11 protein-coding genes are annotated in these 13,806 nt (G+C 76.3%); 9 read left to right on the forward strand and 2 right to left on the reverse strand.

The genetic code is table 11. From position 1 onward, the window contains the following. Positions 1–144 precede the first annotated feature (144 nt). Positions 145–1,758 carry an HNH endonuclease gene (locus tag ACI8AX_RS08950; RefSeq protein ID WP_456549452.1) on the forward strand — a complete coding sequence of 538 codons (1,614 nt, stop codon included), beginning with the start codon at positions 145–147 and terminating at the stop codon, positions 1,756–1,758. Positions 1,759–1,999: 241 nt separating this feature from the next. Here the strand turns inward: ACI8AX_RS08950 and ACI8AX_RS08955 are convergent, their stop codons facing one another. Together ACI8AX_RS08955 and ACI8AX_RS08960 are read right to left on the reverse strand one after the other, a co-directional pair. Beyond that, on the reverse strand, positions 2,000–3,886 hold the full coding sequence (locus ACI8AX_RS08955) for a glycosyltransferase (protein ID WP_456549453.1): 1,887 nt from the start codon (positions 3,884–3,886) through the stop codon (positions 2,000–2,002). Next, the gene (locus ACI8AX_RS08960) at positions 3,883–5,178 is read right to left on the reverse strand and encodes a glycosyltransferase (protein ID WP_456549454.1); all 1,296 of its coding nucleotides are present in this window, start codon (positions 5,176–5,178) and stop codon (positions 3,883–3,885) included. Before ACI8AX_RS08960 ends, ACI8AX_RS08955 begins: the two co-directional genes overlap by 4 nt. A gap of 95 nt (positions 5,179–5,273) precedes the next feature. On the opposite strand from ACI8AX_RS08960, the gene ACI8AX_RS08965 reads away from it, so the two are divergent. From ACI8AX_RS08965 to ACI8AX_RS09000, 8 genes are all read left to right on the forward strand, one after another. Then, positions 5,274–6,338, forward strand: coding sequence for a glycosyltransferase family 9 protein (locus ACI8AX_RS08965; RefSeq protein ID WP_456549455.1), 1,065 nt, complete (start codon positions 5,274–5,276; stop codon positions 6,336–6,338). Beyond that, entirely contained in the window at positions 6,335–7,396 is a 1,062-nt protein-coding gene (locus ACI8AX_RS08970; RefSeq protein ID WP_456549456.1) for a glycosyltransferase, read from the forward strand. Before ACI8AX_RS08965 ends, ACI8AX_RS08970 begins: the two co-directional genes overlap by 4 nt. A gap of 10 nt (positions 7,397–7,406) precedes the next feature. Then, complete coding sequence (locus ACI8AX_RS08975) at positions 7,407–8,318, forward strand: ribonuclease Z (protein WP_456549457.1); 912 nt, start codon at positions 7,407–7,409, stop codon at positions 8,316–8,318. Between the two features lie 51 nt (positions 8,319–8,369). After that, positions 8,370–10,037: a glucose-6-phosphate isomerase gene (pgi, locus tag ACI8AX_RS08980; protein ID WP_456549458.1), complete on the forward strand. Its 1,668-nt coding sequence runs from the start codon at positions 8,370–8,372 to the stop codon at positions 10,035–10,037. 73 nt (positions 10,038–10,110) lie between these two features. After that, positions 10,111–11,139, forward strand: a complete 1,029-nt coding sequence (locus ACI8AX_RS08985; RefSeq protein ID WP_456549459.1) for an ATP-dependent 6-phosphofructokinase — start codon at positions 10,111–10,113, stop codon at positions 11,137–11,139. A 64-nt stretch (positions 11,140–11,203) separates the two neighbouring features. Further along, positions 11,204–11,602: a thioredoxin family protein gene (locus ACI8AX_RS08990; RefSeq protein ID WP_456549460.1), complete on the forward strand. Its 399-nt coding sequence runs from the start codon at positions 11,204–11,206 to the stop codon at positions 11,600–11,602. After that, the gene (locus ACI8AX_RS08995; protein ID WP_456549461.1) at positions 11,599–13,128 is read left to right on the forward strand and encodes an MFS transporter; all 1,530 of its coding nucleotides are present in this window, start codon (positions 11,599–11,601) and stop codon (positions 13,126–13,128) included. Before ACI8AX_RS08990 ends, ACI8AX_RS08995 begins: the two co-directional genes overlap by 4 nt. Before the next feature lie 43 nt (positions 13,129–13,171). Continuing rightward, the gene (locus tag ACI8AX_RS09000; protein ID WP_456549462.1) at positions 13,172–13,690 is read left to right on the forward strand and encodes a gamma carbonic anhydrase family protein; all 519 of its coding nucleotides are present in this window, start codon (positions 13,172–13,174) and stop codon (positions 13,688–13,690) included. The last annotated feature ends 116 nt before the right edge of the window (positions 13,691–13,806 follow it).

The raw sequence follows: 13,806 nt of genomic DNA on the forward strand, positions 1-13,806 counted from the left end.
AGCCGCCACATCGGCGGTGGATTCCCGACGTTGCGGGTGCTGGCGGGCCGGCACCGTGCGGAGAACACCCGCAACGTGGGATCGGCCGGCTCTCCTGGCCGCTGAGCTGCGGGAACTGTCGGACCTCGTACGTATGTTCGCATCATGACGGAGGTGCTGGACCGGGAGTCGCGCGTCGAGCGCGCCCTGGTGGAGCACCTGCTCGACCTGGCGGCGTCGGTGTCACGGTTGCCGGTCGATCTCCTGACGCGGTCGGGGAAGGCTCTGGCGCTCGAGCGCCTGGTGGCCGAGCGGGCGCGGTTGGCCGCCTACGAGGCCGAGCTGGTGCTGGGCCTGGCCGACGAGTCCCTGGACACCGAGGACCCACCGGCCGGTGCCCGCGGTTCGCGGGGAGGCTGGTCGGCGGAGCGGCAGCTGCCGGGGATCTCCGAGTTCTTCCCCGCCGAGCTGGGGTTGGTGCTCAACTGCGGGCGGGGGACGGCGGCGAACCTGGCCATCCGGGCGTGGACGTGGCGGGCCAACCTGCCGGGCACCTTCGCCGCCCTGGCCGCCGGGGTGCTGGACGAGGCGCGGGGCAAGGCGCTGGCCGAGGTGCTCGAGCACGCCGACCCCGACATCGCCCGCCGGGTCGAGGCCGCCCTCCTGGACGAAGCGGTGGACCTGTCGCTGCGGCGGTTGCGGGAGAAGGCCGCGGCGCTGCTGCTGGAGTACGCCCCCGAGCAGGCGGAGGAGGCCCAGCAGGAGGCGGAGAAGGCCGCGGACGTGCGGATCTTCCCCTCCACGAGGGAGGGCATGGCCACCGTCGCCGTCGACCTGCCCGCCGACGAGGCGGCCGCCGCCTACTCGGTGATCGACCAGCTGGCCGGGCTGGCCAGGGCCGACGGGGATCCCCGGCCGATCGGGCAGCTGCGCACGCGGATGTGGCTGGCCGGCGTGCTGCGGTTCTGGCACCCGGAGCTGCCGCCGGTGACCGCGCGCCTGCAGGTCACCGCCAGCCTCACCGCGCTCGAGGGCGCGTCGGACGAGGCGGGGGAGGTGTCCGGGCTGGCGATCACCGCCGTCCACCTGCGCCGGCTGCTGCACCGCCTGGACGCCATCGGTCTGCGCGCACCCGCCGGCGGCTCGGTCACCCTGGCGGTCACCGACGACGGGGCGCTGCTGACCACCTGCACGCTGGACCAGCTGCGCACCCTGGCCCGCGCCGGGTGCCGCACCCATCCGGTCCAGGAGTGCGGCTGTCCGGTGCTGGGCCCACCGCCGGAGGTCGACGGCTACACCCCGAGCCGGCCGCAGCAGCGGTTCGTGCACGCCCGCGACCGCACCTGCCGCTTCCCCACCTGCGGGCAGCGGGTGGGCTGGGCCGACGCCGACCACGTCGTCCCGCACGCGTGCGGCGGCGAGACCGACTGCTCGAACCTGTGCTGCCTGTGCCGCAGCCACCACCGGCTGAAGACCTTCGCCCGCGGCTGGCACTTCGCCATGGCCGACGACGGCACCCTCACCGTCACCACCCCGTCGGGCATCACCCGCACCACCCGACCACCCGGCCTGCGGCCACCACCCGGCCCGCCCGATGAACCCGGCCCGCCCGACGACCCCGGTCCGCCCGATCCGGGCCCACTGGAGGTGGCCGGGACCCACGGACCGAGGCCGGAACCGTTCCCGCGACCGCCAGGCATCCGCGAACTGATCAGACGATCACGGATCGGCCCGGACGCGCCGTCGCTCGACCACGGCGACGACCCACCGCCGTACTGACGGACCCGCCCTGTGTAGGCGTCTCGCCGACCCGGCGACTCCGATCCACCGGCTCGGCGGTTCGCCGGCTCGGCGGTTCGCCGGCTCGGCGGCTCACCGGCTCGACGGTTCGCCGGCTCAGCGATTCACCGACAGGAGGACACGTCGCCATGCCGTCTCGTCGCAATGCCGTCTCGTCGCCATGCCGTCTCATCGCCGTGCCGTCATGTCGACGTGTCTCCTCGGGATGCCGGGAGGTTCCTCAGCGGAGGAGGGAGCGGAACAGCGTGACCAGCCGGTCGGCGTGCGCGTCGAAGGTGTGCCGGTCCCGCGCCGCGAGCGCGGCGGTGGCGCCGGCGCGGGTGCGGACCTCGTCGGTCAGCAGGTCCGCGACGTCGTCGGCGGTGCGGTACAGCAGGCCGGTGCCCTCGGCGCGGAGCACCCGCTCCACCGAGACCAGCGACCCGGGGTTGGCCCGCTGCAGCAGCGGCAGTCCCGCCGCGAGGCAGACCGGCAGCCGGGCGGGGGAGTTGAGGTCGTCCCACGTGGCGATGCGCAGGTCGCCGCCGTTGGCGCTGTCGAACCGGTGCAGCCAGCCGGCGTCGTACCGCGACAGCTCGCTCACCCACCGGTCGGGGCCGATCGGCGGGTGCACGTGCACGTGGTCCGGTGCGCGGGTGAGCGCCTCGTCCAGCCAGCCGGTCCACGACCCGGTCGGCCCAGGCGCCCGCACCTGCCCGTACAGGTGGGTGTGCACGCCGCGCCGTGCGAGGTCCAGCACCCACTCGAGGTCCAGGCCGGAGGGGCGGCCGACGAGGACGGTGTGCGGCTGTCCGTCGGCGTCGGAGAGCTTCGGGGACCGTGGGGCGTCGTGCCACTCGCGCAGCGGCAGGTCGCCGTCCAGCACCCCGAGCCGCGCCGGGTCGACCCGGCCGGCCAGTGCGAGGGCGAACCAGTCGCGCTCCTCCTCGCTGCAGAACAGGCAGGCGTCGGCGGAGGTCACCAGGTCGGCCACCAGCGGCCACTCGCCGCGCACGATGCTCCGCTGCGGCGCCTCCTTGAAGTGCCAGACGAACGGCACGTCCGGGAAGGCCGAGCGGACGGCGTGCGCCAGCGGCACCGACCGCCAGTTCAGCTGCGCCCACACGACGTCGGGCGCCAGCGCGCGGACCGCCTCCCGCCACCCGGAGCCGGCGAGGTCGTGCACCGCACCGAGGTCGGCCACGTGCCCGAACGGCAGCGGGCCGACGGTCGAGTCGCCGAGCCCGGACGCCGTCCACAGCCCCGTGAGCCGGTGCCCGCGCTCGACCAGCGCCAGCACCCGCTCGGGGTTGAACGCCAGCTCGCCGACGACGAGCACGCGCAGACCGTCGTCCGCCGGCTCGTACGCGCGCCGGCGGAAGCGTGCGTACCGGTCGACCTCGTCGACGTCGGCCCCGTCGGTCGAGGAGAACCGCAGCGGCTCCGCGACCCGGTACCGCGCCCGGAAGACGTTCAGGCCGCCGTCGAACGCCGCCCGGATCGCCCGCGACCGCTGCCCGGGGTGCCGGGTCCACGAGCAGGTGACCCGGCCGGTGTCCGCTCGGGCGCCGGCCGCGCCGAGCCGGTGCCAGAACAACCGGTCCAGGTCGTCGGTCTCGAGCTCCGCGCGCTCGGTCCAGCGGTCGGCGGTGCGCCGGTGCGCGACCTGCACCAGCTGGTCGTAGTCGGTGCCCGACGGCTCGGTCAGCCCCGAACGCGCCCGCACCACCCCCGGGTCGGCCAGGCAGCCGAGCAGCGCCTCGAGGTGGCCGGGCGCCCACACGTCGTCGGCCGGCAGGTACGCGACGACCGGGGCGCTCGTGGCGTCCACGGCCGTGTTGAGGGCTGCTCCCAGCCCGCGGTTCGCCGCGTGCCGGACCAGCCGGATCCGCGGGTCCGGTGGCACGGCGGAGGCCACGACGGCGGGGTCGGACGAGCCGTCGTCGACGACCACCGCCTCCCAGTCCGCGACCGTCTGGTCGAGCAGCGACCCCAGCGCCCGGGGCAGGAAGGCGGCGTGCGGCGAGCCGGGGGAGTCGTGCACGGGCACCAGGACGGCCACCCGCGGCGCCCCCGCCTGCGGGCCGGTTCCCCGATCGGTGGCGCGGTCGGTTCCGCGGCCGGTCACGCGGCGACGGCCTCCCGGACCCGGCCGCCCAGCCGTGCCCGCGCCCGGATGCGCGCGTACACGCCGGCCACCCGCCCGGCCAGCCGCGGCCACGCGTACTCCCCGGCCCGCGCCCGCGCGCCCGCGGCCAGCCGCGCACGCAGCTCCGGGTCCCCGACCACCCGGTCGAGCGCGACCGCCAGCGCGGGCGCGTCCAGCGGCGGCACCAGCAGCCCGGTGACGCCGTCCCGCACCACCGTGGGGATCCCGCCGACGTCGCTGGCCACCACCGGCAGCCCGGCCGCCATGGCCTCGGTCAGCACCGAGCCCATCTCCTCGTAGGCCGAGGGCAGCACCAGCACGTCGAGCGCCGCCAGGACCCCCGGCACGGCGTCGTGCGCCACGAACCCGCGCAGCGTGATCCGCTCGCGTGCCGGGCTGGCCTCGACCGCCCGCTCGACGAGCGCCCGGTCCGGGCCGTCGCCGACCACGACCAGCTCCGCGCGCTCCCGCATCAGCCCGAACGCCTCGACCAGCACGTCCGGCCGCTTCTGCGGGGCCAGCCGGCCGACGTAGCCGATCCGCGGGCGGCCGACCCCGGCGAGCACGTCCGTGCCGGTCGCGGCGAACAGTGCCGGGTCGAACCCCGACGGGATCGTGTGCACCTTCCGCGCCGGGACGCCGTCGGCACGCACCGCCGCCGCCGTCCGCTCGGTGAGGACGACGACCGCGTCCGCCCGGCGCAGCGCGCTCCGCTCGACCCACCCGCCGACCGCGCGCAGCAGCCGCGCCCGCGGCGACCCCCCGGTGAGCGTGTGCCCGACGCTGCAGTGCAGCGTGACCACGAGCGGGCAGCGGTGCCGCCACGCGGCCAGCCGCCCCAGCGGCAGCACCGCGAGGTCCTCGCCCTGGTGGGCGTGCACGACGTCGACCGGCGCGGTGCCGCGGCGCGCGACGTGCGGCAGCGCGGTCAGCGCCCACAGCTGGCGGAGGCGGGGGATCGGCAGCCCGGTGCGGTGCACCGTCGCCGACCGCCCGAGCCGGCCGGTGCCCGCCCGCGCGGCCAGCCGCGAGGTCACCACGGTCTGCCGGTGCCCCTGCGCGTCGAGGCAGCGGGTCAGGGTCGCCGTGTGGTTCTGCATGCCGCCGATGGGGTCGAAGCGCGCGGCCCGCCCGTCCAGCGCACCGGGGAGCGCCGCGGCCGACCCGTCCCGCGGTGGCGCGGCGGCACCCTCCGGTTCGAAGACGCTGCACAGGCGCAGCACGTGCAGGGGCTCGACCTGCTCCCGGTCGTCGTCGACGCGGTGCGGCACGCGGACCTCCGTTGCTCGGCGGGATCCGTAGTGCACCACGAGATGGCGTGCGCCGCCGGGGTTGGGTCGGCCGCGGGCGGGGCAGGAGCGCCGCCGTGCCGCCGCCGCTCGCCGATCCCGCCGTCCGCCGCGTGCTGCTCGTGCGGATGCGGGTCGGCCTCGGTGACCTGCTCTGCACGCTGCCCGCGCTGCGCCGGCTGCGTGCCGCCCGCCCCGACGTGCACGTCGCGCTGGCCACCTGGGAGCGGATGCGGCCGGTGGTCGAGCGGCTCGGCCCGGCGGACGGCCGTCCGCTGGTCGACGAGCTGCTGCCCTTCCCCGGTGCCGAGGGCATCCCCGACGGCCCGGTCGACCCGGCCGGCTGGGCCGCCTTCGCCGCCGCGGGCGGCCGGTTCGACCTCGCGCTGCAGGCCTACGGCGACCGGCCGGCCGCCAATGGGGTGACCGCAGCCCTCGGCGCCCGGCTCACCGGCGGGTTCGCGCCCACCGGCTGGCCGGTGCCCCCCGGCGCCGAGGACCTGCACCTGCGCTACCCGCTCGACCTGCACGAGGCGCAGCGGCACGTGCGGCTGCTCGAGCACCTCGGCCTGCCCGCCGGCGGCCCGCTCGACATGACCTTCGACCTGCGTCCGGCGGACGAGGCCGAGCACGCCGCGACCCTCGCCCGGCACGGCCTGACCCCCGGCGGCTACGCCGTCCTGCACCCCGGGGCGTCGGCGGCCACCCGCCGCTGGCCGGTCGCGCGCTACGCCGCCGTCGGCGACGCCCTGGCCGCCGACGGGCTGACCGTCGTCCTCACCGGCACCCCCGGGGAGACCCAGCCGGCCGCGGTGGCCGCCGCGATGCGGGCCCCGGCGGTCGACCTCAGCGGCGCGACCAGCCTGGGCGGGCTCGCCGCGCTGCTGCGCGACGCCGCCGTCCTCGTCGGCAACGACACCGGGTCGGCGCACCTGGCCGCCGCGGTCGGCGGCCGCAGCGTGACGGTGTTCCTCCCCGGCGACCCGGTCCGGTGGGCCCACCGGGGGCCGCGGCACCGCGCGCTCGTGCCGCAGGTCGCCTGCGCCCCCTGCCCGCACCTGGTCTGCCCGATCGAGTTCCGCTGCGCCGAGACGATCCGGCCGGACGCCGTCCTCGCGGCGGCCCGGGAGCTCGCCGCGTGAGCCCGCGCATCACGCTGGTCAGCGACACCGAGACCTGGGGCGGCGCCGACGTCCACCTGACCGCCCTGCTGCGCGAGCTGCCGGCCCTCGGCTGGGAGGTGCGGCTGGTCTGCGCCGAGCCGCTGGCCGCCCGCCACGCGGCGTGGGACCCGGTGGTGGTCCCGCTCGCCCGCCACTCTGCGGCGTCCCCCGCCGTGCGGGAGGCCATCGCGGCGACCCGCCCCGACCTCGTCTGGGTCAACCTGGTCGACCCCGGGTCGAACGCCGCAGCGATCACCGCCGCGCAGTCGGTGGCGCCCACCGTGGGGGTGCTGCACCTCGTCGGCGACACCGGCACCGGCACGGCCCGGCAGCGGCTGGTCGACCTCTACGCCGGCTTCGCGCTGGTGGTCACCCCGGCCGGCGAGATCCGCGACCAGGTCGTCACCGACCTGCGGTTGCCGGCCGACCGGGTGCACGTGGTGCCCAACGGGGTGGTCGTCCCCGCCACCGCGCCCGGGCCGGCCGGCAACGCGGTGCCGCGGCTGGCCGCCTTCGGCCGGCTGACCGCGCAGAAGGGCTTCGACGTGCTGCTGGCGGCGGTGCGGGAGCTGGTCGACGAGGGGCTGGCGTTCGACGTGGTCCTCGGGGGCGCCGGCCGGGACGAGGCCGCCCTGCGCGCGGCCGCCGAGGGCCTGCCGGTCACCTTCCCCGGGTTCGTCGAGGACGCCGCGGCGTTCCTGCGCCAGTTCGACCTGTTCTGCCTCTCCTCCCGCCGCGAGGCGCTGCCGCTGGTCCTGCTGGAGGCGATGGCCGCGGGCCTGCCCTGCGTGTCGACCGACGTCGGCGACGTGCGGACCGCGGTGGGGGACGACGCCGTCGTCGTCCCGGTGGAGGACGCCGGAGCGCTCGCCGCGGCGCTGCGCGGGCTGCTCACCGACCCGGCCCGCCGCGCCGACCTCGGCGCCCGGGCACGGGCCCGCGCGGTGCGGCAGTTCGGCGCCGACCTCATGGTGCGCCGCATCTCGGACCTGCTGCTCCCCGTCCTCGACCCGGCCGCGCGGCCGGCCGCGGGCTAGCGTCGGCGAGGTGGGTGCCCGCGAGCTCGTCGTCCTCGGGACGGCGAGCCAGGCGCCCACCCGCCGGCGCAACCACAACGGCTACCTGCTGCGCTGGGACGGCGAGGGGCTGCTGTTCGACCCCGGCGAGGGCACCCAGCGGCAGATGGCGCACGCCGGCGTGGCCAGCAGCGCGATCACCCGCATCTGCCTCACGCACTTCCACGGCGACCACTGCCTGGGCCTGCCCGGCGTCGTCCAGCGGCTGAGCCTGGACCGCGTGCCGCACCCGGTGCACGCCCACTACCCGGCGTCGGGGCAGGAGTTCTTCGACCGGCTGCGCGCCGCCTCGCTCTTCGACGACCGCACCGACCTGCGCCCGGCCCCGCTGACCGGGGACGGCGTCGCGGCCACCGGCGACTGGGGCCGGCTCGAGGTGCGCCGGCTGGACCACCGCGTCGACGCCTTCGGCTACCGGCTGGTCGAGCCCGACGGGCGGCGGATGCTGCCCGAGGCGCTGGCCGCCCGCGGGATCGCCGGCCCCGACGTCGGCCGGCTGCAGCGCGCGGGCTCGCTCGTGGTCGGCGGGCGCACCGTCGGGCTGGAGGAGGTCAGCGAGCACCGCCGCGGCCAGCGGGCCGCCTTCGTCATGGACACCCGGCTGTGCCCCGCGGTCGGCGAGCTGGCCGACGGCGCCGACCTGCTGGTCGTCGAGTCCACCTTCCTGCAAGAGGACGTCGACCTGGCCGCCGCCTACGGCCACCTCACCGCCCGCCAGGCCGCGACCGTGGCCGCCGAGGCGGGGGTGCGCCGGCTGGTGCTCACCCACTTCTCGCAGCGCTACCCCGACCCGCGCCGGTTCGCCGACGAGGCGGCGGCCGTGTTCGACGGCGACCTGGTCGTCGCCGAGGACCTGCAGACGGTGCCCGTCCCGGCCCGCTGATCCTGCTGATCGGCCGTTACGGGAGGCCGCTGGTCGGGCAGGGTGTGCGGCATGGATGCTGCGCCCTCATCGGTGGCCCTCACGACGGCTCTCGACATCACCGCGACCCCCGAGTGGGAGGCCCTCGCCGACCACCACGCGCAGCTGCGCGACCGCACCCTGCGCGAGCTGTTCGCCGAGGACCCCGACCGCGCCCGCCGCATGACCCGCCGTGTCGGCGACCTCGTCGTCGACCACTCCAAGCACCGCGTCACCGACGAGACCCTGCGGCTGCTGGTCGCCCTGGCCGAGCGGGCCGGGCTGCCGGAGCGGATCGCCGCGATGTTCGCCGGCGAGCACGTCAACGTCACCGAGGACCGCGCCGTCCTGCACGTGGCCCTCCGCGCGCCGAGGTCCACCGAGCTCGTCGTCGACGGGCAGGACGTGACCCGCGACGTGCACGAGGTCCTCGACCGGATGGCCGCCTTCGCCGAGCGCGTGCGGTCCGGCGAGTGGAAGGGGCACACCGGCCGGCCGATCCGCGCCGTGGTGAACATCGGCATCGGCGGGTCCGACCTCGGCCCGGCCATGGCCTACACCGCGCTGCGCGCCTTCGCCGACCGCGGCATCACCGCCCGGTTCGTCTCCAACATCGACCCGACCGACTTCGCCGAGGCCACCCGCGACCTCGACCCGGCCGAGACGCTGTTCGTCGTCTCCTCCAAGACGTTCACCACGCTCGAGACGCTCACCAACGCCTCGGTCGCCCGCGACTGGCTGCTGGCCGGCCTCGGCGGCGAGCAGAGCGCCGTCGCCAAGCACTTCGTCGCCGTCTCCACGAACACCGACGCCGTCCGGGAGTTCGGCATCGACCCCGAGAACATGTTCGGCTTCTGGGACTGGGTGGGCGGCCGCTACTCGTTCACCTCGGCCATCGGCCTGTCGCTCATGGTCGCCATCGGGCCGGACGCCTACCGCGAGATGCTCGCCGGGTTCGCCGCCGTCGACGAGCACGTGCGCACCGCCTCGCTGGCGGAGAACCTGCCGGTCCTGCAGGGGCTGATCAACGTCTGGTACACCGACCTCTTCGGCGCCCAGACCCACGCCGTCCTGCCCTACAGCCAGTACCTGTCCCGGCTGCCGGCCTACCTGCAGCAGCTGACGATGGAGAGCAACGGGAAGTCGGTCCGGTGGGACGGCGAGGCGGTGACCACCGCGACCGGCGAGGTCTACTGGGGCGAGCCCGGCACCAACGGCCAGCACGCGTTCCACCAGCTGCTGCACCAGGGGACGGCACTCGTGCCCGCGGACTTCATCGGGTTCGGGCGGCCCAACCACGACATCGGCGAGATGCACGACCTGCTGATGGCCAACATGTTCGCCCAGTCGGCGGTGCTCGCGTTCGGCCGCACGGCCGAGGAGGTCGCCGCCGAGGGGACGCCGGCCGAGCTCGTGCCGCACAAGGTCATGCCCGGCAACCGGCCCAGCACGACGATCCTCGCGCCGCAGCTGACGCCGTCGACCCTCGGGCAGCTCGTCGCCTTCTACGAGCACACGGTGCTCACGGAGGGCGTCATCTGGCAGATCGACTCGTTCGACCAGTGGGGCGTGGAGCTCGGCAAGGTCATGGCCCGCCAGCTCGCCCCGGCGCTGACCAGCGAGGAGCCCCCGGAGCTCGACCAGGACGCCTCCACCGCCGAGCTCGTGCGCACCTACCGGCGGCTGCGCGGCCGCGCCTGAGGGGCCTTTCGCGCGCGAAAGGCTGTCGCCGTGTCGGCATGTCGTCAAGACGTCATGACGTATCGTCGACCGGGTGCGCATCGGAGTCCTCACCGGCGGCGGTGACTGCCCGGGTCTGAACGCTGTGATCCGCTCGGTGGTCCGGACCGCGACCAGCCACTACGGGAGCGAGGTCATCGGCTTCCGCGACGGCTGGCGGGGGCTGCTGGAGGACCGCAGCACCCCGCTGGACGTCGCCGCCGTCGACGGGCTGCTGACCCGCGGGGGGACGACGCTCGGGTCGGCCCGCGTCGCGCCGGAGAAGCTGCGCGCCGGCATCGACGAGATGATCGGGACGCTCGACCAGCACGGCGTCGACGTGCTCGTCCCGATCGGCGGCGAGGGGACGCTGACCGCGGCGCACCTGCTGTCGGAGGCCGGCGTCCCCGTGGTCGGCGTCCCGAAGACCATCGACAACGACATCGACGGCACCGACCTCACCTTCGGCTTCGACACCGCGGTCAGCATCGCCACCGAGCTCATCGACCGGCTGCACACCACCGCCGAGTCCCACCAGCGGGTGCTGCTGGTCGAGGTGATGGGCCGGCACGCCGGGTGGATCGCGCTGCACGCCGGCCTGGCCGCCGGCGCCCACCTGACGCTGGTGCCCGAGCAGCCCTTCGACGTCGACGAGGTCACGCGCCTGGTGACCGAGCGGTTCGCGCGCGGCGACTCGCACGTCATCGGCGTGGTGGCCGAGGGGGCGCAGCCGCTGCCCGGCCAGATGGCCTTCCGCGTGGGCGGCCTCGACGAGTTCGGCCACCGGCGCTTCACCGGCGTCGCGCAGCAGCTGGGGGAGGAGCTCGAGCGGCGCACCGGCAAGGAGGTGCGGGCGACGGTCCTCGGCCACGTCCAGCGCGGCGGCACGCCGACCTCGTTCGACCGCGTGCTGGCCACCCGCTTCGGGCTGCACGCCGCCGTCGCCGCGCACGAGGGGCAGCACGGGCAGATGGTCGCCCTGCGCGGCACCGAGATCGAGCTGGTGCCGCTGGCCCGGGCGGTGGCCCGGCTGAAGACCGTGCCGGCGTCGCGGATGGCGGAGACGCGCGCGTTCACCGGCTGAGTCCCTGTCCCACCCACCGCCCCCGCCCTCGCCCTCCCCCCGGCCGTGGCGGACACTCGGTCGCATGGGCACGGTGACCCTGCGCCGGGACGACTTCGCGGCGGCGGTCGAGGGGCCCGGCATCGTCCTCGTGGACTTCCGGGCCGCCTCCTCGGGCTCCAGCCGCGCCTTCGCCACGGTCTTCGACACCGCCGGCGCGCGCCACCCCGACCTGCTCTTCGCCGCCGTCGACACCGAGGCCGAGGAGCAGCTGACCGCCGAGGTGGGGGTGCGCGCCGCGCCGACGCTCATGGTGTTCCGGGACGGCGTCCTGGTCTTCGCCGAGCCCGGGTGGCTGCCCGGCGACTCCGTCGACCTGCTCATCGCCACGGTGCGCGAGCTCGACATGGTCGCCGTCCGCGAGACCTTCCCCGACCCACCGGACGAGCGCTCCCCGGGGATCGGACGGACGATCGGTCGGTGACCCGCTCCGCCCCCGCTCCCCGCACCACCGACCAGGACGGGGGGTACGAGCCGGACCCCCGGCGCTGGCAGGCGCTGTGGGTGACGCTGGTCGCCGGCTTCATGAGCCTGCTCGACGTCAGCATCGTGTCGGTCGCGCTGCCCTCGATGCAGGAGGGGCTGGGTGCCTCGCCGGCCGCTGTGCAGTGGGTGGTGTCGGGCTACGCGCTCACCTTCGGGCTGATGCTCGTGCCGGCGGGCCGGCTCGGCGACGCCTACGGCCGGCGGCGGCTGTTCCTCGTCGGGCTGGCCGGCTTCGTGCTGGCCAGCGCGGCGGCCGGGGCCGCACCCAGCGTCGAGTGGCTCGTCGCCGCCCGGTTGGTGCAGGGGCTGGCGGCCGGGTGCCTGGCGCCGCAGAACTCGGCGCTGATCCAGCAGCTGTTCCGCGGCGCCGAACGGGGGCGGGCGTTCGGTCTGTTCGGCGCCACCATCGGCGTCTCGACGGCGGCCGGCCCGGTGGTCGGCGGCCTGATCCTGGCGCTGGCCGGCGACGCGAGCGGCTGGCGGTGGGTCTTCTACGTCAACGTGCCCATCGGGGCGCTGGCGTTCGTGCTGGCACTGAAGCTGCTGCCGAAGGCGGCGAAGGGCGACCGCGGGCACATCGACCTGGTCGGCGTCGGGCTGCTCGGGTCCGGCGCGCTGGCGCTGCTGTTCCCGCTGGTGCAGGCCGAGGCGGGCGGGCTGTCGACGCTGTGGTGGCTGTTCCCGGTCGGGGCGCTGCTGCTGGCCGCGTTCGTGCGGTGGGAGCAGCGCGTCGTCCGCTCGGGCGGGCAGCCGGTCTTCGACCCCCGGCTGGTCACGCAGACCCGCGGCTACGCGGCCGGCGCCTCGCTGGGCACGGTCTACTTCCTCGGCTTCAGCGGGATCTGGCTGGTGCTGGCGCTGTTCTTCCAGACCGGGCTGGACTACACCCCGCTGCAGTCGGGCCTGTCGGTGACCCCGTTCGCGCTGGGGTCGGCCTGCACCGCGGTGCTGGCCGGCCGGCTGGTCGAGCGGTACGGCCGGGCGCTGACCGTGTTCGGCCTGGCCGGCGTCGCCGTCGGGCTGGCCGCCGCCGCGACGATCCTGCTGCTCGTGCCGCCGCAGTCGGCCGGCTGGGCGGTCGCGCCCGCGCTGCTCCTCGGCGGGCTCGGCGGCGGCTTCGTCATCTCGCCGAACATCACCATGACGCTGCGCAACGTGCCGGTGCACATGGCCGGGGCGGCCGGGGGCGGCCTGCAGACGGCGCAGCGGTTCGGCGCGTCGATCGGCACCGCGGCGCTGCCCGGCCTCTTCTACGTCGTCCTCTCCTCCGCCGGCGGCGACTACGCGGTGGCGGCGGCCGCGGGACTGGCGGTCGCGCTGGTCACCACGCTGGCCGCCCTGGTGCTCGGCGTCCTCGACCTGCGGCGGGACCGGCGGGAGGACGCCCGCGAGCGGGCCGGGCGGCAGCCGCAGCCCGAGCCGGACCACCGCGAGTTCCACGGCGCGCACGCCTGGCACGGCTGACCGGTCCTCGTCCCCGCGGCGCCCGTACGGTAGGGATGTCGGTATGCCGCTGTTCTCCTTCGAGGGCCGATCCCCGCAGGTCCACCCGGACGCCTTTGTGGCGCCCACCGCCACGCTCGTCGGCGACGTCGTCGTCGAGGCCGGGGCCTCCATCTGGTACGGCGCCGTGCTGCGCGCCGACTTCGGCCGGATCATCGTGCGGGAGGGCGCGAACGTCCAGGACGGCTCGGTCCTGCACGGCGGCGAGCCGACGGTCATCGGGCCGGGCGCGAGCGTCGCGCACGGCTGCGTGGTGCACGGCGCGCAGATCGGCGAGGGTTCGCTGATCGGCAACAACTCGACGGTGCAGGACGGCGCCCGGATCGGTCACCACACCCTGATCGGCGCCGGGAGCCTGGTCGCCCCGGGCGCGGAGATCCCCGACGAGGTGGTCGCGGTCGGGTCGCCGGCGAAGGTGCGCGGGCCGCTCACCGAGGGCACCCGGCACTGGGTCACCGACAACGGCGGCCACTACCGGGAGCTGGCCAAGCGGCACGCCGCGGGCATCGAACAGGTCGGCTGAGCGCAGGTCGGCTGAGCGGAGTCGTGGGGGGGGGGGGGGGGGGGGGGGGGGGGGGGGGGGGGGGCGGGGGGGGGGGGGGGGGGGGGGGGGGGGGGGGGGGGGGGGGGGGGGGGGGG

It is taken from the genome of Blastococcus sp. SYSU D00813 (assembly GCF_054050735.1).